The 19,789-nt window shown below is 72.0% G+C and carries 18 protein-coding genes; 9 read left to right on the top strand and 9 right to left on the bottom strand.

Annotation, left to right across the window (positions count from 1 at the left end; all coding sequences use genetic code 11):
- Positions 1–14 precede the first annotated feature (14 nt).
- On the top strand, positions 15–779 hold the full coding sequence (locus tag DEI99_RS10270; protein WP_111042311.1) for a sigma-70 family RNA polymerase sigma factor: 765 nt from the start codon (positions 15–17) through the stop codon (positions 777–779).
- Complete coding sequence (locus tag DEI99_RS10265; protein ID WP_071253739.1) at positions 776–1,018, top strand: zf-HC2 domain-containing protein; 243 nt, start codon at positions 776–778, stop codon at positions 1,016–1,018. The genes DEI99_RS10270 and DEI99_RS10265 overlap by 4 nt, the downstream gene beginning before the upstream one ends.
- A 25-nt stretch (positions 1,019–1,043) precedes the next feature.
- Here the strand turns inward: DEI99_RS10265 and DEI99_RS10260 are convergent, their stop codons facing one another.
- Positions 1,044–2,483, bottom strand: a complete 1,440-nt coding sequence (locus DEI99_RS10260; RefSeq protein ID WP_111042295.1) for a LamG-like jellyroll fold domain-containing protein — start codon at positions 2,481–2,483, stop codon at positions 1,044–1,046.
- Between the two features lie 84 nt (positions 2,484–2,567).
- Positions 2,568–3,149, bottom strand: coding sequence for a hypothetical protein (locus tag DEI99_RS10255; protein WP_111042297.1), 582 nt, complete (start codon positions 3,147–3,149; stop codon positions 2,568–2,570).
- A gap of 116 nt (positions 3,150–3,265) precedes the next feature.
- Between DEI99_RS10255 and DEI99_RS10250 the strand changes: the two genes are divergently transcribed.
- A complete protein-coding gene (locus tag DEI99_RS10250) occupies positions 3,266–3,706 on the top strand; it encodes a GNAT family N-acetyltransferase (protein WP_111042299.1) in 441 nt (146 codons plus the stop codon).
- Positions 3,707–3,795: 89 nt separating this feature from the next.
- Here DEI99_RS10250 and DEI99_RS10245 read toward each other — a convergent pair whose 3' ends face one another.
- Entirely contained in the window at positions 3,796–7,509 is a 3,714-nt protein-coding gene (locus DEI99_RS10245) for a multifunctional oxoglutarate decarboxylase/oxoglutarate dehydrogenase thiamine pyrophosphate-binding subunit/dihydrolipoyllysine-residue succinyltransferase subunit (protein WP_284180796.1), read from the bottom strand.
- A 177-nt stretch (positions 7,510–7,686) separates the two neighbouring features.
- On the opposite strand from DEI99_RS10245, the gene guaB1 reads away from it, so the two are divergent.
- The gene (gene guaB1 / locus DEI99_RS10240; protein ID WP_111042732.1) at positions 7,687–9,126 is read left to right on the top strand and encodes a GMP reductase; all 1,440 of its coding nucleotides are present in this window, start codon (positions 7,687–7,689) and stop codon (positions 9,124–9,126) included.
- 102 nt (positions 9,127–9,228) lie between these two features.
- Here the strand turns inward: guaB1 and DEI99_RS10235 are convergent, their stop codons facing one another.
- The 4 genes from DEI99_RS10235 to DEI99_RS10220 all read right to left on the bottom strand — a co-directional run bounded on the left by DEI99_RS10235 (position 9,229) and on the right by DEI99_RS10220 (position 13,536).
- Positions 9,229–10,266, bottom strand: a complete 1,038-nt coding sequence (locus DEI99_RS10235) for a hemolysin family protein (RefSeq protein WP_071256150.1) — start codon at positions 10,264–10,266, stop codon at positions 9,229–9,231.
- Positions 10,263–11,660 carry a hemolysin family protein gene (locus tag DEI99_RS10230; RefSeq protein ID WP_111042733.1) on the bottom strand — a complete coding sequence of 466 codons (1,398 nt, stop codon included), beginning with the start codon at positions 11,658–11,660 and terminating at the stop codon, positions 10,263–10,265. The genes DEI99_RS10235 and DEI99_RS10230 overlap by 4 nt, the downstream gene beginning before the upstream one ends.
- A 150-nt stretch (positions 11,661–11,810) precedes the next feature.
- A complete protein-coding gene (locus DEI99_RS10225; protein ID WP_111042734.1) occupies positions 11,811–12,893 on the bottom strand; it encodes an NADH:flavin oxidoreductase/NADH oxidase in 1,083 nt (360 codons plus the stop codon).
- 10 nt (positions 12,894–12,903) lie between these two features.
- Complete coding sequence (locus tag DEI99_RS10220; protein ID WP_146247178.1) at positions 12,904–13,536, bottom strand: HAD family hydrolase; 633 nt, start codon at positions 13,534–13,536, stop codon at positions 12,904–12,906.
- 24 nt (positions 13,537–13,560) lie between these two features.
- Between DEI99_RS10220 and DEI99_RS10215 the strand changes: the two genes are divergently transcribed.
- Positions 13,561–14,421, top strand: coding sequence for an ADP-dependent NAD(P)H-hydrate dehydratase (locus tag DEI99_RS10215; protein ID WP_111042748.1), 861 nt, complete (start codon positions 13,561–13,563; stop codon positions 14,419–14,421).
- A 331-nt stretch (positions 14,422–14,752) separates the two neighbouring features.
- Here DEI99_RS10215 and DEI99_RS10210 read toward each other — a convergent pair whose 3' ends face one another.
- Complete coding sequence (locus tag DEI99_RS10210; RefSeq protein ID WP_111042736.1) at positions 14,753–15,463, bottom strand: YceI family protein; 711 nt, start codon at positions 15,461–15,463, stop codon at positions 14,753–14,755.
- A 63-nt stretch (positions 15,464–15,526) separates the two neighbouring features.
- Between DEI99_RS10210 and DEI99_RS10205 the strand changes: the two genes are divergently transcribed.
- Both DEI99_RS10205 and DEI99_RS10200 read left to right on the top strand, forming a co-directional pair.
- A complete protein-coding gene (locus DEI99_RS10205) occupies positions 15,527–16,858 on the top strand; it encodes a glycosyltransferase family protein (protein WP_111042737.1) in 1,332 nt (443 codons plus the stop codon).
- Between the two features lie 54 nt (positions 16,859–16,912).
- Positions 16,913–17,221 carry a thiamine-binding protein gene (locus DEI99_RS10200; RefSeq protein WP_111042738.1) on the top strand — a complete coding sequence of 103 codons (309 nt, stop codon included), beginning with the start codon at positions 16,913–16,915 and terminating at the stop codon, positions 17,219–17,221.
- Between the two features lie 31 nt (positions 17,222–17,252).
- Here the strand turns inward: DEI99_RS10200 and DEI99_RS10195 are convergent, their stop codons facing one another.
- On the bottom strand, positions 17,253–17,438 hold the full coding sequence (locus DEI99_RS10195; RefSeq protein ID WP_146247179.1) for a hypothetical protein: 186 nt from the start codon (positions 17,436–17,438) through the stop codon (positions 17,253–17,255).
- 140 nt (positions 17,439–17,578) lie between these two features.
- Here DEI99_RS10195 and DEI99_RS10190 point away from each other — a divergent pair, with 140 nt between their 5' ends.
- Together DEI99_RS10190 and DEI99_RS10185 are read left to right on the top strand one after the other, a co-directional pair.
- Positions 17,579–17,764 carry a hypothetical protein gene (locus DEI99_RS10190; RefSeq protein WP_071256072.1) on the top strand — a complete coding sequence of 62 codons (186 nt, stop codon included), beginning with the start codon at positions 17,579–17,581 and terminating at the stop codon, positions 17,762–17,764.
- A 219-nt stretch (positions 17,765–17,983) separates the two neighbouring features.
- The gene (locus DEI99_RS10185) at positions 17,984–19,243 is read left to right on the top strand and encodes an MFS transporter (RefSeq protein ID WP_111042740.1); all 1,260 of its coding nucleotides are present in this window, start codon (positions 17,984–17,986) and stop codon (positions 19,241–19,243) included.
- Positions 19,244–19,789 lie beyond the last annotated feature (546 nt).

Below are 19,789 nucleotides of genomic sequence, written 5' to 3'. Positions count from 1 at the left end.
TAGACTTGGCCGCGATGACGACCGACGAACCGCAGGCAGCACCGCACCACCTGGTCGAGGAGACCGAGGTGCAGCTCGACGCCGTGGCCGAGGAACAGGCGGCGGCTGAGCCGGTCGACGCGAAGACCGTGTCCGAGTCGGAGCTCCGGACCCTGTTCGAGGACCAGGCCCTGCCCTTCATGGACCAGCTCTACGGTGCGGCGATGCGGATGACCCGCAACCCGGCCGACGCCTCCGACCTGGTGCAGGAGACCTTCGTCAAGGCGTTCGCCGCGTTCCGCCAGTTCAAGCAGGGCACGAACCTGAAGGCCTGGCTGTACCGGATCCTGACGAACACGTTCATCAACACGTACCGCAAGAACCAGCGGAACCCGTACCAGGGCACCATCGACGAGCTCGAGGACTGGCAGCTCGGCGGCGCCGAGAGCGTCACCCAGTCGATCTCCGCCCGGTCGGCCGAGGCCGACGCCATCGACCACCTGCCGTCGTCCGCCGTGAAGGACGCCCTGCAGTCCATCCCGGAGGACTTCCGGATGGCGGTCTACTTCGCCGATGTCGAAGGGTTCTCCTACCAGGAGATCGCCGACATCATGAAGACCCCCGTGGGGACGGTCATGAGCCGCCTCCACCGTGGTCGCCGGCTCCTGCGCGGGCTCCTGGCGGACCACGCCCGTGAGACCGGCATCGTCCCGGACGCAGCGTCGACGGCGACGATGCGCGGACGAGGCCGCAAGACCGCCGCGGCCCAGGGTCGCGTCGAAGGGAAGGAAGCACGATGAGCGGGTGCGACTGCTCGAAGGCGAAGGCCGAGCTCGAGGAGTTCCTGCACGGCGAGCTCTGCCGCGAGGACGCGGCGGACATCCGTGAGCACATGGACGGCTGCGAGGACTGCACGACCGAGCACCGCGTCGGCGTGGTGCTCATCGAGACCGTCCGCCGCGCCTGCAAGGAGACCGCTCCGGAGCAGCTGCGCGGCGAGGTCCTCGCACGCATCCGCCAGGAGCAGGCGACGCACTGACCGTGGCTGCACGGCGCCGCCGGGTTCAGCGCCCGGCGGCGAACCGCTCGGCGACCTCGTCGGCGGTGAGCGCGTGGTCGTGCACCCTGGCGGTGTCGACGTCGCCGTCGAACGCGTAGCCCGCGCTCGCCGGCCAGCCGGACAGTGTCTGCCGCCCGGCGCGCCAGTGGCCGCTGTACTGACGGAGCGTGACGGCATCCGCTCTCGTGCCCTGTTGCACCCCGTCCAGCCAGAGGGTCATCGAACGGGGTTCGAACGCCCCGACGGCGTGGTGCCACTCGCCGTCGGCCACCACAGTGCCCGACAGCAGCGTGAACTTGAACTGCGAGCCGGATTCCTCGACCCCGAAGCGCAGGCGGCCGGCACCGTCGACGTACAGGTGGCGGTCGCGGTGGGTCGAGGCGGCAGAGCGGTCGGACCCGAACCCGAACACCCTGCCGCCGCCCGTGTCGGTGGTCCGGAACCACACCTCGATGGTGAACGCGTTCGGGGCGTCGACGGCGGTGTCGGTGACGGCCCATCCCTCCAGGCCGTCCTGCGTCCGGAACGACGCGTACGGGTTGGCGAGGCAGTCGCCGTCCACCCGGGAACCGGCTGACGAGGAGAACGCACCGTCGGCGCCCGACCCGCTCGAGTCGGTCACCTGCGGACCGTTCTTCTCGGCGAAGTCCCACGCCAGGACGGCGCTGTCCTCCGGGCGGTGGAAGCACGGGAACGTCTCGGTGCCGAGCACCGAGGCCGTCGCCGTCGTGCCGCTGAAACCCGCGCCCGCGACGAGTGTCGACACGGCCGTGATCGCGGCGAGGGTGGTGACCGTCGCGACGACGGCAGGCGCGCCGCCGGTCGCGGAGTCGGGCCGACGTGCCGATCCCGGTTCTCCGACGACGGGCGAACGGAGGTCTCGGCGCGGGGCCCCGCAGCGTCGACACGGCTGGCCGTCGGCGACGTCGCGATCGAGTCGCGTGGCGGCGAGGAGGAGTGCTGCCACCGCTGCGGTGAGCAGCAGGGGCACGGGTGCGCCGGTCCGGAGCCAGACCCCCGGCAGCCCGACCCACGGGAACCGCAGCACCCCGATGCCGAGCACCGCGTCGGGGGCGACCGGCGTGCGGTCGGCAGCGGGGTTCGCGTCGCCGCGGAGCCGGAGGTCGCCGTCCTGCTCGATCCGCTCCAGGCGGTGGAGCCGGAGGCGGTCGTCGTGGTCGGGGTCGTCGACCAGCAGGACCCGCCCGGGCTCGACCGCGTCCGCGTCGGCGGGCATCGCCGCGACGACGTCCCCGGTGCGGATCCCTGGTGCCATCGAGTCCGAGACCACCGTCGTGACGTGCCAGCCGAGGGCCGCCGGCAGCGACGCCCAGACCGCGAGCAGGAGCACGGACCAGAGCACGGTGCGAGCCGTGACCGCGAGGAGCAGCCGGGGCAGGTCGCCGATGCACCGGACGGGTCGTCGGGTGACGGTGCTCGGCATGGGCTGCTCCTCGGTGTCGTCGGGCGGTGGTCGTCGTCGGGCGGTGGTCGTCGTCGGTCGGTCGGGGGCCGGGACGCGGGAGCGTCAGTCGGTCTGGGCCTCCCAGACGAACGTCGTGCCGGCCTCGGAGGACTGCACGGTGTTCGGGGCGTCCTCCGACAGGTCGTAGCTGAACCGGTAGGTCGTGCTCGTCGTGCCGGTGGCGGGCTTCCACGAGTCGAGCCCGGTGCCGAACGCGTCGTGCGCCATGAGCTCGGCGAGCGTGCCGTCGTGGACGGTCGTCGACGCCGTGAAGGTGCTGCAGTCGCCGGCGGTCCCGAGCGAACCGCGCTCGACCTGCATGCCGAGGTACTGCGCGAGGGCGTCGTCGTCGGCCTGCTCGTCGGCGTACAGCTTGACGGTCGACGCGTTCGTGGTCGCGGCGGTGACGGTGATGCAGTTCGTGCCGGACGAGCCGGGCACCAGGTCGTCGACGTCGAACATCGCCACGCCCTGGTCGTCGTCCGTGAGGGAGACGGCACCGGTCCGCCAGGCGTTGCCGGCGTTGTCGGTGCTGCTCGAGAAGGCGGCGTACGAGGCGGTGGCGATGACCGCGCCACTCGCGACGACGGCGAGGGGAACGGCGATCCAGGCTGCGGTGCGGCCGTGGCGGGAGGTGATGTGCATGGCTGTCCTGTCGGTCGGAACCACCCCGAGCGGGTGATATGCGAATAGCATATATGAATATCAGTTGATCGGGAAGGTGTCGCAACAGGACGGTCGGCCCCGGTAGGGTCGCCGACATGACCCTCACCGTCGAGTCGATCACCACGTGGTCCGACACGGACGTCGCCGACGTCGCCGCCCTCGTCCGTCTGCTCGGCCACGAGGTCGACGAACCCTCCATGCGGGCCCGCCTCGAGCGGCTCACGCCCGAGGCCGGGCACCACACCTGGGTGGTCCGGGACGGCGACGGACGGCCGGTCGCCGTCGCCGGGGCGCAGGTCACGTGGGCCTACGCGAGCGACGAGCCGACGGCGCAGCTGCTCCTGCTGGTGGTCGACGAGGCGGCCAGGAGGACCGGCACCGGTTCCGCGCTCCTCGGCACCTTCGAGACGTGGGCGCTCGAGCAGGGCGCGCGTCGCCTGAGCGCCGTGAGTGCGGCCGCGACCGACAGCGCGCACCGGTTCTACCAGAAGCGCGGCTACCACGACGCCGGGGTGCGGTACACGAAGCTCAGGTGAGCCGCGCGCGCTCGACACGCCCCGGAACGACCACTGCGCCCCGTCGTGACGGGGCGCAGTGGTCGTTGCGGGTGTGCTCTCGGTAGTGGCTAGCTCAGTGCTCGGCCGATGACGTCGGAGGCCTCCTGGGCGGAGCGCTTCGACGACCCGGTGGCCGGTGCGGCACTCGCCGGACGAGCGGCGACCGACAGCGGCCGGCCATCCAGGTGCGGCGACAGGTTCATGCACACGAACGGCCACGCGCCCTGGTTCTCCGGCTCCTCCTGCGCCCAGACGACGTCGGCGTCCGGGTAGCCGGCGAGCACCTCGAGGATGCGCTCGAGGGGGAGCGGTGCGAGCTGCTCGAGCCGGACCAGCGCGACGTCGGTGACGCCACGCTTGTCGACCTCGGCACGCAGGTCGTGGTGCACCTTGCCGGAGTGCAGCACGACGCGGCGCACGGCGGACCGGTCGACGATGCGGTCGTCGTCGAGGACGGTCTCGAACGTGCCGGTCGTGAAGTCCTGCACGGCGCTCGTCGCCTGGCGCAGCCGGAGCATGGCCTTCGGCGTGAACACCACGAGGGGCTTCTGCGGCCGCGCCCAGGCCTGCCGGCGGAGCAGGTGGAAGTACGACGCCGGCGTCGAGGGCCGGGCGACGATCATGTTGTCCTCGGCGCACAGCTGCAGGTAGCGCTCGATGCGTGCCGACGAGTGGTCCGGCCCCTGGCCCTCGTAGCCGTGGGGGAGCAGGAGCACCAGGCCGGAGCGCTGCCCCCACTTCTGCTCGGCGGACGAGATGAACTCGTCGATGACGGTCTGGGCGCCGTTCGCGAAGTCGCCGAACTGGGCCTCCCACATGACCAGCGCCTCGGGCCGCTCGACCGAGTAGCCGTACTCGAACGCCATCGCCGCGTACTCGCTGAGCAGCGAGTCGTAGACGTAGAAGCGGGCCTGGTCCTCGGTGAGGTTCGACAGCGGCAGCCACTCCTGGCCGTTCGACCGGTCGTGGAACACCGACTGCCGCTGGACGAAGGTGCCGCGACGGGCGTCCTGCCCGGCGAGCCGGACGGGCTTGCCCTCGACCAGGAGCGAGCCGATCGCCGTCAGCTCCGCCATCGCCCAGTCGATTCCGCCGTTGCGCGTCATCTCGGTGCGCTTGGCGAGCAGCTGCTGCAGCTTCGGGTGGATGGAGAAGCCGGCCGGCGGGTTGCTGTGCGCGTCGCCGACGGCCCGGACCAGGTCCTCGGAGACCGCGGTCTCGTGCACCTCGACCTCGGAGTCGTCCCGCTGGGCGGCGGGGCGCTCGAGGCCCTGCACGGCACCGTCGTCGTCGACCTCGATGACCGGGATCGTGCCGGTCTGCGCCTCGTGGGTCTCGGCGAAGGCACGCTCCAGGCGGTCCTGGAAGTCGCGGTGCGCCTCGTCGTACTCCTCTTGCGTGATGTCGCCGCGGCCGACGAGGGCCTCGGTGTACAGCGTGCGGACGGAGCGCTTCGCCTCGATGAGGTTGTACATGAGCGGCTGGGTCATCGAGGGGTCGTCGCCCTCGTTGTGCCCGCGGCGCCGGTAGCAGATGAGGTCGATCACGACGTCGCGGTGGAACTGCTCGCGGTAGGCGAAGGCGAGTTCGGCGACCCGGGCGACGGCCTCGGGGTCGTCGCCGTTCACGTGGAAGATCGGCGCCTGGATCGTCTTGGCGACGTCCGTGGAGTACACCGAGGTCCTGGCCGACTCCGGGGGTGTCGTGAAGCCGACCTGGTTGTTGATGACCAGGTGGACGGTGCCGCCGGTGCGGTACCCGCGCAGCTGCGACATCTGCAGCGTCTCGACCACGACACCCTGACCGGCCATGGCCGCGTCGCCGTGCACCAGGACCGGCAGCACCCCGAAGGTGCCGGGGGCCTCGCGGTCCTGCTTCGCACGGACGATGCCCTCGAGCACGCCGTCGACGGCCTCGAGGTGGGACGGGTTCGCGGCGATCGTCACCGGGATGGCGCTGCCGTCGCTCGCGCGGAACACGCCCTCGGTGCCCACGTGGTACTTGACGTCGCCCGAACCCTGCCCGGACACCGAGCCCGGCAGCGACGACCCCTCGAACTCGCGGAAGATCTGGCCGTAGGTCTTGCCGGCGATGTTCGTCAGGACGTTGAGGCGGCCGCGGTGCGCCATGCCGATCGCGACCTCGTCGAGCCCGGTCGCGGCGGCGTGCTGGATGAGCGTGTCGAGGAACGCGATCGTCGACTCGCCGCCCTCGAGCGAGAAGCGCTTCTGGCCGACGTACTTCGTCTGCAGGAAGGTCTCGAACGCCTCGGCCTCGTTGAGCTTGCCGAGGACGCGCAGCTGCTCGTCCTTCGACGGCTTCGAGTACGGCACCTCGATGTGCTCCTGCACCCAGCGCCGCTGTTCCGGGTCCTGGATGTGCATGTACTCGATGCCGACCGTGCGGCAGTAGGCGTCGCGCAGGATACCGAGCACGTCGCGGAGCGGTGCCGAGGTCGTGCCGGCCAGGCCGCCCGTGACGAACTCGCGGTCGAGGTCCCAGAAGGTCAGCCCGTGGCTCTCGATCTCGAGGTCGGGGTGCGTGCGCTGGCGGTACTCGAGCGGGTCGATGTCGGCCATCAGGTGCCCGCGCACCCGGAAGCTGTTGATGAGCTCCTGGACGCGTGCCGTCTTGTTCACGCGGTGCGCGAGGTCGACGTTGATGTCGTTCGCCCACTGGATCGGCTTGTAGGGGATCCGGAGCGCCGCGAAGATGCCCTCGTAGAAGCCGTGCTCGCCGATGAGCCGCTCGTGCACGTGCTTGAGGTACTCGCCCGACCCGGCGCCCTGGATGACCCGGTGGTCGTAGGTGCTCGTCAGGGTGATGGTCTTGCCGATGCCGAGCTCGACGAGCGTCTTCGCCGCCGACCCCTGGAACTGCGCGGGGTACTCGAGCGCGCCCGCGCCGATGATCGAGCCCTGCCCCTTCGTCAGGCGGGGGACCGAGTGCACGGTGCCGATGCCGCCCGGGTTCGTGAGCGAGATCGTCGTGCCCTGGAAGTCGGCCGGGGTGAGCTTGTTGTCGCGGGCGCGCTTGACGAGGTCCTCGTAGGCCGAGAGGAACTGCCCGAAGGTCAGGGTCTCGGCGCGCTTGATGCTCGGCACGAGGAGCGAGCGCGTGCCGTCCTTCTTCGGGACGTCGATCGCGATGCCGAGGTTGACGTGCGCCGGGGTGACGACGAACGGCTTGCCGTCGCGCTCCTCGTAGAACACGTTCTGGCTCGTGAAGTCCTTGAGCGCCTGCACCATCGCCCAGCCGATCAGGTGCGTGAACGAGATCTTGCCGCCGCGGGCCCGCCGCAGGTGGTTGTTGACGACGATCCGGTTGTCGATCATCAGCTTCGCCGGGATCGTCCGGACGCTCGTCGCGACCGGCACGGACAGCGAGGCGTCCATGTTCGAGGCCAGGGTCTTCGCCATGCCGCGGAGCGGGGTCGCCACGTCCTCGTGGGTCTCGTCGTGGTCGTCGGCGGCGTCGTTCGCCTCGGCCGGGATCGGCGGCGGCGTCGGCTGGCGCGACGTGGTCTTGGCCTGGATCGGTCCGCCCTGCTGCGGCGCGTTCGACTGCGGCGCTGCCGGCTGCTCGGCGGGGGCGGCCGGCTGCTGGGGGGCGGGCGGGGCGTCACCGGTCTGCGTGCGGTGGTAGCTCTCGAGGACCGGCCACCAGGACTTGTCGACCGACTCCTTGTCCGCGACGAACTGCTCGTAGAGCTCGTCGACGAGCCACTCGTTCGCCCCGAATTCGCCCGCGGTCTCGTCAGTTCCCGTCAGATGGCTCGACACAGCCGATCGCCCACTCTCCGTCGATAGATGCTCGTGTGTGTCGTGCGGAGCAACCCTGCCCCGCACAGGTGCCAAGCCTAGCCGCTCGGACATGTCCGTTCCGTGTCAGCAGCGGCGCGAGTCGGCAGCGGTCGGGCACCCGGTCGGGGCCCCGACGGGAGCCGTACAGTGGCTCCCATGAGGTTCTACGAGACCCGGCCGACGCACGACCTGACCTACTCCGACGTCTTCCTCGTCCCGAGCCGTTCCGCGGTGACGAGCCGGTTCGACGTCGACCTCTCGGCGGGCGACGGCAGCGGTGCCACCATCCCGATCGTCAGCGCCAACATGAACTCGGTCACCGGTCCGCGCCTCGCTGCGACGCTCGCCCGCCGTGGTGGCCTCGGGGTGCTCCCGCAGGACATGCACCTGCAGGACCTCGCCGCCGCGATCCGCTGGGTGAAGGACCAGCCGGTCGCGTTCGACACCGCCTACGACATGGGCGCGTCGACCACCGTCGCCGAGGCCCTCGAGCAGCTCCTGCCCGTCGCCGGCCGCGGGGTCGTCGTCCGCGACGCCGACGGCGAGTACCTCGGCTGCGTCCCCGCCGGTCGGCTCGGCGACGCCGGCCCCGACGCGACCCTCGGCGACCTGCTGCACGGTGCCTCGACGGCGATCGACGCGGACGACGCCGGGACGCCCCGCCACGTGTACGACGTGCTGAGCGCCGCCGGCGTCGACTTCGCACCGGTGGTCCGGCACGGCAGGGTCGTCGGCACGGTCAGCCAGACGAGCGCGATCCGCTCCGACATCTACACGCCGGCGGTCGACGCCTCCGGGCGCCTGCGCGTCGCCGCCGCGGTCGGCATCAACGGCGACGTCGCGGCGAAGGCCCAGGCCCTCGCCGCCGCCGGCGTCGACGTCCTCGTGCTCGACACCGCGCACGGCCACCAGGAGGGGATGCTCCGCGCACTGCGCACCGTCGCCGGACTCGGCCTGGGGATCCCGCTCGTGGCGGGCAACGTCGTCACCGCCGACGCGGTCGCCCACCTGGTCGCCGCCGGCGCCGACATCATCAAGGTCGGCGTCGGACCGGGCGCCATGTGCACCACCCGCATGATGACCGCGGTCGGACGCCCCCAGTTCTCCGCCGTGCTCGAGACCGCCGCGGCCGCCCGGTCGCTCGGCGCGCACGTCTGGGCCGACGGCGGGGTCCGGTACCCGCGTGACGTCGCCCTCGCGCTCGCGGCCGGCGCGTCCGCCGTGATGATCGGCTCGTGGTTCGCCGGCACCCTCGAGGCGCCGGGCGTGCTCCGCCGCGACGCCGCGGGCAAGGCGTACAAGGAGAGCTGGGGCATGGCCTCGGCGAAGGCCGTCCGCGAGCGCTTCGAGCGGCTCGACCCGTACGAGCGGGCCCGCAAGGCGCTCTTCGCCGAGGGGATCTCGTCCTCGACGATCTACCTCGACCCGGAGCGTCCGAGCGTCGAGGACCTGCTCGACATGATCACGACCGGCGTCCGCAGCTCCGCCACCTACGCCGGGGCGTCGTCGATGGCCGAGTTCGCCGAGCGTGCGCTGGTCGGCATCCAGTCCGCCGCCGGCTACGAAGAGGGCAAACCGCTCCCCGTCAGCTGGTAGGAGCTCCCTCTGTCGCTCCCGCGGGGGTGGACGCGGCCAGGCGACGGACGGGAGGCACGGTGCCAGCTGGCACCGTGCCTCCCGTCCGTACTCCGGTCGCGTCTACCGGCGTCGGGTCGCGTCCTCGACCTCGCCGACGAGCTCCTCGAGGATGTCCTCGAGGAAGAGCACGCCGGTGGTGCGGCCGTCCGCGTCGAAGGCGCGCGCCACGTGGCGGCCGGCCGCCCGCATGGTCGCGAGCGCGTCCTCGAGGTCCATCTCGGTGTAGAGCGAGATGAGCTGGCGGATGCGCTTCGGCGGCACCGGGTCGTCGAACTCGTCCGGGCGCAGGTCGATGACGTCCTTCACGTGCACGTAGCCGGTGGGGGAGCCGTCGTCGCCGACGAGCACGTACCGCGAGAACCCGCGCTGCGCCACCGCACGCTCGACGTCGCCGGGGGTGGCGTCCTCGGGCAGGGTGACGAGTTCGGCCATCGGCACGGCGACGTCCTTGACCTTCTTCTCGGTGAACTCGAACGCCAGGGCGAGCTTGCCGTCGTCGGTCAGCGTGCCCTCGCGGCGGGACTGCTCGACGATGGTCTGGACCTCCTCCACCGTGTAGGCGCTGACGGCCTCGTCCTTCGGCTCGACCCGGAACACGCGGAGCACGGCGTTCGCGACCTCGTTCAGGCCGACGATGACCCAGTGCAGGCCGTGGCCGATGTACCAGAGCGTCGGCACGAGCAGCAGCGCGGCGCGGTCCGGCATCGAGAACGAGATGTTCTTCGGGACCATCTCGCCGAACACCACGTGCAGGAACGACACGAGCAGCAGCGTGAACACGAAGGCCACGGTGCCGATCACCTCGACGCTCCAGCCGGTCAGGTGCAGCGGCACCTCGAGCAGGTGGTGGATCGCCGGCTCGGAGACGTTCAGGATGAGCAGCGAGCAGACCGTGATGCCGAGCTGGGTGGTGGCGAGCATGCGGGTGGCGTGCTCCATCGCCCACAGGGTCATCTGTGCGGCCTTCGAGCCCTCTTCCGCCCGCGGCTCGATCTGCGAGCGGCGCGCGGAGATGACGGCGAACTCGGCCGCGACGAAGTACGCGTTGCCCAGCAACAGGACGACGAGCCAGAAGATGCCCCACCAGTCCGAGCTCATCGGGTGCTGCCCTTCGTCGTGGTCTTCGCCGGCGTGGTCTTCGGGGTGCTGCGGGTGGACGGGATGATGATCGCCGTCGCTCCGGTGTCGTCGGACGGGGGCGTCGGGGTCCACCGGATGCGGTCGATCCGTCGGCCGTCGAGTCGTTCGACGCGGAACACGCCGCCGTCGAGCGGGACCTCGTCGCCGACGACGGGCAGCCGGCCGAGCGTCGACATCACGAAGCCACCGACGGTCTCGTAGGGGCCGTCCTCGGGGACCTTCACCCCGGCGCGGTCCTCGAGCTCGTCGGGACGGAGCAGCCCGGGGAAGGTCAGCCAGTCACGGGAGCGCACGACGTCGATCCGGGCGCGGTCGTGCTCGTCCGAGACCTCGCCGACGATCTCCTCGACGAGGTCCTCGAGGGTGACGACCCCGGCGGTGCCGCCGTACTCGTCGACGACGATGACCATCTGGTAGCCGCGGCCGCGGACCTCGGCGAGCAGGGTGTCGCCGGGCATCGTCTCGGGCACGCGCTCGGCGTCGGTCATGAGCGCGCCGACGGGGACCTCCGGGCGCTTCTCGCGCGGGACCGCCACGGCCTGCTTGACGTGCACGATGCCGACGACGTCGTCCGCGTCCTCCTCGATGACGGGGAAGCGGCTGAAGCCGGTCCTGCGAGCCAGTGCGATGACGTCCTCGGCGGACTCGGACACCCGGATGGTCGAGAGCCGCGGGCGCGGGGTCATCACGTCGCTGGCGCTCAGCTCGGAGAACGAGATCGTGCGTTCGAGCAGCGTCGCGGTGTCCTGTTCGAGGGACCCCTCGGACGCCGATCGGCGCAGCAGCGACGTGAGCTCCTCGGCGCTGCGGGCACCGGACAGCTCTTCCTGCGGCTCGATGCCCATCGACCGGAGCACGGCGTTCGCGGTGCCGTTGAGCAACGCGACCGCCGGCTTGAAGACCGTCGTGAACGCGATCTGCAGCGGCACGACGAGCTTCGCGGTCTGCAGGGGCAGCGCGAGCGCGAAGTTCTTGGGCACGAGCTCGCCGAGGATCATCGACAGCAGGGTCGCGATGACGAGCGCCACGATCGAGCCGACGGTCTCGACGACGCCCTGCGGCAGGTCCATCGCGAGGAACGGGGCCTCGAGCAGCTTCGCGATCGAGGGCTCGAGCAGGTACCCGGTCAGCAGCGTGGTGAGCGTGATGCCGAGCTGCGCGCTCGACAGGTGCGTCGAGGTGACCTTCAGCGCGCCGATCACCGGCGACAGGCCGGACTCACCGCGGTCGCGGCGTGCCTCGACCTCGGCGCGGTCGAGGTTGACGAGCGCGAACTCGGACGCGACGAACACGCCGGTGCCGAGCGTCAGCAGGATGCCGCCGATCAGCATGACGACGTCGATCGGACTCATGATTCACCTCCCGCCGGGCGCGAGGCAGTGCAGCTCACCGAGTGAGCGACGGATGAGTGAGGCGAAGAACTGTTCGGGGGATCGTCCACAGTGTTGCTCATCGTACTGCCTGCTCCGTCGCCCGGCCGAGAGTCCGTACAGGAACCGGGCTCAGGCCGTCACCCGGGCGCGGTGGTACTGCTGCGGCTCGTAGTCCACCGACACCCCGAGCTCGACGGCGGCGCGCAGGGCGAAGCCGGGGTCGCGGAGCATCTCGCGCCCGATCATCACGACGTCGGCCTGGCCGGTCGCGACGATCTGCTCGGCCTGGAAGGCCTCGGAGATCATGCCCACGGCGATGGTGCCGATGCCGGCATCGCGCTTGACGGCGGCGGCGTGCGGCACCTGGTAGCCGGGGCCGACCGGGATCGGCGCGCTCGCGACGTTGCCACCGGTCGAGACGTCGGCCAGGTCGGCGCCGTGCTCGGCGACCCAGCGGGCGACCTGCGTGGTCTCGTCGAGCGTCAGCCCGCCGTCGACCCAGTCGGTCGCCGAGAAACGGACGACGATCGGGAAGCCCGCGCCGACCTCGGCGCGGACGGCGTCGACGACCTCGAGGAGCGCACGGGCGCGGTTCTCGAGCGAGCCGCCGTACGAGTCGGCGCGGTGGTTGCTCAGCGGCGACAGGAACTGGTGCAGCAGGTAGCCGTGCGCGGCGTGCAGCTCGACCAGGTCGAACCCGGCCTCGACGGCCCGGCGGGCGGCCTGCGCGAAGGCGAGCACGACGACGCGGATGTCCTCGGTCGCGAGCTCGCGCGGCACGTCGTAACCCTCGAACGCCTCGGCCGAGGGTGCGACGGTGCTCCAGCCGCCCCGGTCGGCGGGGACGGTGCCGCGCTCGGTGTCCCACGGGCGGAAGGTCGACGCCTTGCGGCCGGCGTGCGCGAGCTGGATGCCCGCCGCCGCGCCCTGCTCGTGCAGGAAGTCGACGATCGGCGCGAAGGCGTCACGCTGCTGGTCGTTCCAGAGGCCGAGGTCCTGCGGGGTGATCCGCCCCTCCGGCACGACGCCCGTGGCCTCGACGACGACCGCGCCGGCCCCGCCCTTCGCGAACCCGCCCAGGTGCACGAGGTGCCACGGCGTCGGGACGCCGTCCTGCGCGTCGACCGAGTACTGGCACATCGGCGAGACCCAGATGCGGTTGCGGACGGTCAGGTCGCGGATGGTGATCGGTTCGAACAGGGCGTGCGTCACGCGGGACTCCTCAGATGACGGGCGCCGGCTGCTCGGCCAGTTCCGTCAGGAACGACCGCAGTGACGCCGACGACGTGTAGTGGTGGCCGACCGCCCCGATCGCTTCCGCGCCGGCGGCGTTCTCGGCCCTGTTGTCCACGAACACCATCTGCGCGGCGTCGATTCCCAGTCGCGCGCAGGTGTCGCGGTAGATGGACGCGTCGGGCTTGAGGACGTGCTCCTCGGCGCTCACCACGACGGTCTCGAACAGCGAGCCCATCGGGGAGCGGCGGTACGGGTCACCGAAGTCGAAGCCCGCGTTCGACAGCAGTGCCAGACGGGTGCCGGCATCGTGCAGCTCCTCGACGATCTCGAGGGTCGCCGGCTCGACCTCGAACCACCCGGTGAAGTCGACCGCCCAGAACCGGTGGATCTCGGAGATGCTCCAGGTCCGTCCGGTCCGTTCGGCGATGGCACGCCAGTACGCCACGACGGACAGGTCGCCGCGGTCCAGGTCGTGCCGGAGCTCCTGGTACACGGGGAACAGCTCGTCGGCCGGCACACCGGTCAGCTCGACGAGGGCGTCGCGCGAGGCGTGCGGCGTCCGGCTGATCACCTCGCCGTAGTCGAAGACCACCACGCGACCGGGCAGGAACAGGCTCATGCGCTCCACCGTAACGTGGGCGCGGTGAACGACTTCGTGCCCGTCCGTCCGTCCGATGCCGCCGCGTGGGTCACCGCGCCGACCGGGGAGTCCACCAAGTACCGCCGCGGGGTGCTCGGCGTGGCGACCGGCTCGGACCGGTACCCCGGCGCCGCGGTGCTGGGCGTCGACGCCGCCGTGCACACCGGCGTCGGCATGGTCCGCTACGTCGGACCCGACCGCGCGTCCGACCACGTGCTCACCCGCCGCCCGGAGAGCGTCGTCGGCGTCGGCCGCGTGCAGGCCTGGCTGGTCGGTTCCGGGATCTCGGCCGGGTCCCTCGGCGAACTCGACCCGGCGACCGCCGACGCCTTCGGCCACGCGTCCGACGACGGCGTCCCGGTGGTCGTCGACGCCGGCGCGATCCCGCTCGTCGACCTCGGGCCGCTCGCCGTGCTGACCCCGCACGCGGGCGAGGCCGCGACGCTGCTCGGCGACTCCCGCGAGTCCGTCGAGGCCGACCCCGCCGCTGCGGCGCTCCGTGCCGCCGAGCAGACCGGCAGCGTCGTGCTCCTCAAGGGCGAGCGGACCCACGTGGTCACCCCGGACGGTTCCGTGCGGCTGGTCGCTTCGTCGGCGACGCCGTGGCTCGCGGCCGCCGGCGCCGGGGACGTGCTCGGCGGGGTGCTCGGTGCGCTCGTCGCCGCGCGGCAGGGTGCGGCGGAGGCATCCGGCTCGTCGCTGACGCCGTCCGACCTCGCCCACCTGGCGGCCTCCGCCGCGGTGGTGCACGGCCTGGCCGCCCGGCGGGCGTCCGGCGGGGGACCCTTCCCGATGACGGCGCTCGTCGCGGCGCTGCCCGGCGTCGTCCGCGACCTCGTGGTCGACGGCGACGCACGCGGGTAGCGGTCGGTGCGCGTGCACCTTCCGACGAACCACGAGGTGATCGACGCGTGCGCCGTCGGAACGTGCACACGGATCAGATGCACGTACAGGTTCCGACGGGACACCGGCGGATCGACGCGTGCTCGGTCGGAAGATGCGCTCGCAACGAGTGCGCGTGACGGGACGTGACCACACGGCGGACGGGAGGCCCGGTGCCAGCTGGCGCCGGGCCTCCCGTCCGCCGGTGCGCACGCCACGGACGTGCGGTGCGTTGCCGGCGAGCGGTGCGTCGCGGACGCGTCGTGCGTTGCCGGCGAGCGGTGCGTCGTGGACGCGTCGTGCGTCGCGGACGTCAGCTCGCGGGGGTGGCGTGCACCAGGAACTCGACCGCGCCCGAGTCGTCGACCGTGACGAAGCCGAGGCTCGGGGCCTGCACGTCGAAGTCGGAGAAGGTGACCGGGATCGATCCGGAGATGTCGACACCGTCGCCGTTCAGACCGATCTGGAGCTCCGCGGTGACGTCCTTCGTGACGCCGTGCATCGTCAGCTCGCCGGAGGCGCGGACCGTCTTGGTGTCCGAACCGCTCGGCACCGCGTCGGCGACGGGCTCGGTGAGCGTGAAGGTCGCCTCCGGGAAGGCGGAGGTGTCCAGGGCCGAGTCGCGGAAGTACGAGTCGCGCTGGTCGGAGTCCGTGGCGATGTCGGCGACCTGCACCGTGATCGTCGCCTTCGTGATGGACGTGCCGTCGACGGTCGCGCTGCCCGAGACGCTGTCGGTGCGGCCGGTGACCGTCACGTCCGAGCCGTTGAGGACCTCGTGGACGCGGTAGCCGGCCTCGGAGTCGCCGCCGACGGTCCACGCCCCGGACAGGTCCGCTGTGTCGAGGGTGGAGGCCTGACGGCTGGCCGCGACGGACGGGGCGGCCGAGGCCTTCGCGTTCTCGCTGTTCGTGTACACCTTCGTGCCGACGACCACGCCGACCACGGCGAGGACGACGACGGCGGCGACGACGGAGATCCAGATGACGGCCTTGCGGCGCTTGCGCGGGGTGTCGGTGGTCACGGGCAGAACGGTGACACGTCATGGTTGGGGGAACCTGTGGATCCCGGCCGCTACGCTCGTCCGGTGCAGAGGACGCGGTGGATCGAGCTCGGGGGCTTCGTGGCCGCGTTCGCCCTCGTGCACGCCGTGCTGTGGTGGCTCACCTGGACGTCGGCGAACCTGCCCCTCGGGGACGTCACCATCACCTACCGACGGTGGATCGAGACCGGCCACTCGGCCCACTTCTGGGTCGGGATCGACGGCGAGTGGGTCTACCCGATCCTGGCGATCGTGCCGATGGCCGCCGCCGCGCTCGGTGGCACCCCCTCGATCGCCACGGGCTGGATGCTGCTCATGGTGCTGCTCGACGCGGTGGCGTGCGCGTTCCTGTGGCGCTTCCGGGTGGGCGTGCCGATGCGCTCCCGGCCGGTCGGTCGCACGGCGCCCGGTGTCCGCGTCGTCTGGTGGTGGCTCGTCTTCCTGCTCGCGCTCGGGCCGATCGCGCTCGGCCGCATCGACACGGTCGCGACCGTGCTCGCGCTGATCGGCGTCGCGTTCGTCGTCACACGGCCGGCCGTCGCCTCCGCGCTCTTCACCGCCGGGGCCTGGACGAAGGTCTGGCCCGCCGCCCTGGTCGCCGTCCTGCTCCTGCTGCGCCGCGGACACCGCGGGCCGGTGCTCACCGGTGCCCTCGTGGTCACCGGGCTCATCGTGCTCGTCGACGTGCTGTGGGGTGGCGCGCCGTACCTGCTGTCCTTCGTGACCGAGCAGACCGGCCGCGGGCTGCAGATCGAGGCCCCGCTCGCGACCCCCTTCCTGTGGGCGGCCGCCGCCGGGGCGTCCGGCGCCGCCGTGTTCTACGACCAGGACATCCTGACCTTCGGCGTCTCCGGAGCCGGCACCCACCTGGCCGCGGCGGTGTCGACACCGCTGATGGCCGTCGTCGTCCTCGCCGGCGTCGCGCTCGCGCTCTGGGCAGCGCACCGCGGCGCGCGACGGGTCGAGCTCGCGCCGGTGCTCGCGCTGCTGTTCGTCGCCGCGCTCATCGCGACGAACAAGGTCGGGTCGCCGCAGTACATCGGCTGGTTCGCCGTGCCCGTCGTCTGGGGGCTGGTGGCCGGATCGCCGAGCGCGCGACGGTTCGTGCCGGTGGCGATCGCCGCACTGCCGACCGCCGTGCTGACGCAGCTCGTCTACCCGGGCTTCTACGACCAGGTGCTCACGCTGCAGCCCTGGATCCTCGTGGTGCTCACGGTGCGGAACGCCCTCGAGGTCGCGGCCCTCGTCTGGGCCGTGGTCGTGCTCGTGCGGATGGGGCTGCGCGGCCCCGACGTGGCCGTGGTGCCGGGACGCCGCGTCGGAGCGCGAGGGCCGGGCGCGGTCGACGCGCGGGGCGACGGCTCGCTCGCGCGCTGACGGCGCCCACGCGGCCACCGCGCGCGCCGACGGTCGGCGGGGCAGGATGGACGCATGATCGTCGCCTTCTCCGTCGCTCCCTCTGGTGGTCCCGCTGCGCAGTCGGACGGCTCCGTGCACGACGCCGTCGCTGCCGCCGTCCGCATCGTCCGCGAGAGCGGTCTGCCGAACCGGACCTCGTCGATGTTCACCGAGCTCGAGGGGGAGTGGGACGAGGTCATGGCCGTCGTCAAGCGTGCCACCGAGGCCGTCGGGCAGTACGGCACGCGGGTGTCCCTCGTGCTGAAGGCCGACATCCGGCCGGGTCACACCGGCGAGATCGACGGCAAGCTCGACCGACTCGAGGCAGCACTCGGCGAGTAGCCCCGCAGGCGCCGTGCCCGCAGGTCGTCGGTCAGCGCCGGCCGCGGCGACGTGCCGGGATCGCGCGGCGGCGGCCCGGCCGCCCGGCCACGAGGAGCACCACGAGCGTGGCGACGACCACGACGGCGACGACGCCCACCACGAGCATGCCGATCGGGTCCGTTCGGTCCTCGCAGTTCGCCGGCGCGCCCACGGCGCACGAAGCGAGGACGGTCATGGTCGAGTCCGTGGCGACATCCAAGCGCAGGCCGGACCGCGACACGCCGACGGAGGCCCGTCGGATGTCAGGGGTCGGGTGTCTCATGGGCGCATCGGGTCACGTCGGGTGGCCCGCCCCGAGACGACGAGGAGCGCGTGATGATGCACGACGGCTGGTGCCCCGACTGCGACCTTCGGACGGTCGTCATCGACACGGACGAGACCGGCGAGAACGCCTGGGCGACGTGCGCCGAGTGCGGCACCGGGTGGGTGCACCGCGACGAGCTGCCCGAGCTGCGGTCCGCGTCGAGCGCCCCCGCCGAACAGGACCGCCGCGCGGCCTGACCACGTCGACGGTGCGGACCGGCCATCGGACTTCCGATCAGGGGTTGGAGCGGTCTACACTGCTCGGACCGGTCGGTCGACGACCGAACCGCCCCGTTCGCTGCTGAACCCGGACCGGCTCCACGTCCCGCACGTGACCGCGCAGCCTGATCGGCGGCGCGGAGCACCCGGACAGCGGACCCCGGACCGACCAGCCCCGCCCGCTCGAGAACAGGCTCCATGACCACCCTCAGGCCGGCGCGCCGCACCCTCGCCCTCGTCTCGCTCGCCCTCGGCGGTTTCGCCATCGGCTCGACCGAGTTCGTCGCCATGGGCCTGCTGCCGAACATCGCGCAGGCGCTCCTGCCCCAGCAGTACGGCGCGGACCCCGACGCCGGCATCGCGCAGGCGGGCTGGCTCGTCAGCGCCTACGCGCTCGGGGTCGTCGTCGGCGCCCCGACCATCGCCGCGGTGTCCGCTCGGTTCCCGCGCAAGGGCCTGATCCTCGTGCTGCTCGTCGGCTTCGTGCTGGCGACGGTCGCGAGCGCGCTGTTGCCGTCCTTCGGGCTGGTGCTCGTCGCGAGGTTCGTCGCCGGGCTGCCGCACGGGGCCTACTTCGGCATCGCATCCATCGTCGCGGGCGACATGATGGGGCCGGGCAAGCGCGGCAAGGGCATCGCGATGGTGCTGCTCGGCCTCAGCGTCGCGAACGTCGTCGGCGTCCCGGCCATCACCTGGGTCGGGCAGGTCGCCGGGTGGCGCGTCGCCTACGCGGTGGTCGCGGCCCTGTTCGCGCTCACCTTCGTCGCGGTGGCGGCGTTCGTGCCGACGAGCCCCCGCGACGAGCACGCGACGATCGGCCGCGAGCTCAGCGCCTTCCGCGTGCCCCAGGTGTGGATCGTGATGGGCCTCGGCGCGGTCGGCTTCGGCGGGTTCTTCGCCGTCTACTCGTACATCTCGCCGCTCGTGCAGAACGTCACCGGCATGCCGGAGTCCTTCGTGCCGGTCGTCCTCGTGCTCGTCGGCCTGGGCATGGTCGTCGGCGGGGTCCTCGGCGGTCACCTCGCCGACCACAGCGTCAAGCGCACGATCTACGTCGGCATGTTCGCCCTCATCGGCGCGCTCCTGTTCACCGTCCTGACCGCGCAGTGGGTCTGGGGCGTCCTCGCCGGGGCGTTCCTGCTCGGCGCGACCTCGTCGGCCATCCCGCCCGCGGTGCAGTCCCGCCTGATGGACGTTGCCGGGGACGCCCGCACGATCGCCGCAGCGCTTAACCACTCGGCGTTCAACATCGGCAACTCGCTCGGCGCCGCCCTCGGTGGCGCGGTCATCGCCGCGGGCTTCGGCTTCCTCGCGCCCGGCTGGCTCGGCATCGGCCTCGCGCTGCTCGGCGTCGTCGTCACGATGATCAGCTACGGCGTCGAGCGGCGGAGCACCCGTCGTGCATTGCTGCGGAGGGCGTCGACCGGCCCGATCACGGCGCCGGTCCCGACGGTCTGAGGGACAGTCGCTCGGCGCGGGGCCGCCCCGTGCCTCCCGTGGGTGGTGTGGTGCGGCAGGCTGCGCATGGTGAGCAGAAGATGTCGGGTCTCGGTGGCGGACCCGACCTTTCCTGCTCACGAAGCGGGCGTGCGTCGCGTCTGACGGGTGGGAGGCCCATGGCGGGGCCGCCCCGTGCCTCCCGCGGGTCGTGTGGTGCGGCAGGCCGCGCATGGTGAGCAGAAGAGGTCGGGTCCGGGTGGCGAACCCGACGTTTTCTGCTCACGAAGCGTGCGTGCGTCGCGTCTGACGGGTGGGAGGTTCGTGGCGGGGCCGCCCGTGCCTCCCGTGGGTCGTGTGGTGCGGCAGGCTGCGCATGGTGAGCAGAAGATGTCGGGTCTGGACGCCGGACCCGACGTTTTCTGCTCACGAGGCGTGGCGGGGCCGCCCCGCGCCTCCCGTCCGTCGCGTGGTGCGGCAGTCCGCGCATGGTGAGCAGAAGAGGTCGGGTCCCGACACAGGACCCGACCTCTTCTGCTCACGAAGCGCGCGAAGCACGAAGCGCGC

This window comes from Curtobacterium sp. MCLR17_036 (assembly GCF_003234445.2).
Lineage (GTDB): Bacteria > Actinomycetota > Actinomycetes > Actinomycetales > Microbacteriaceae > Curtobacterium.
The sequence above is the reverse complement of the archived record's forward strand: the minus strand, read 5'-3'. Positions and strand labels throughout refer to the sequence as shown.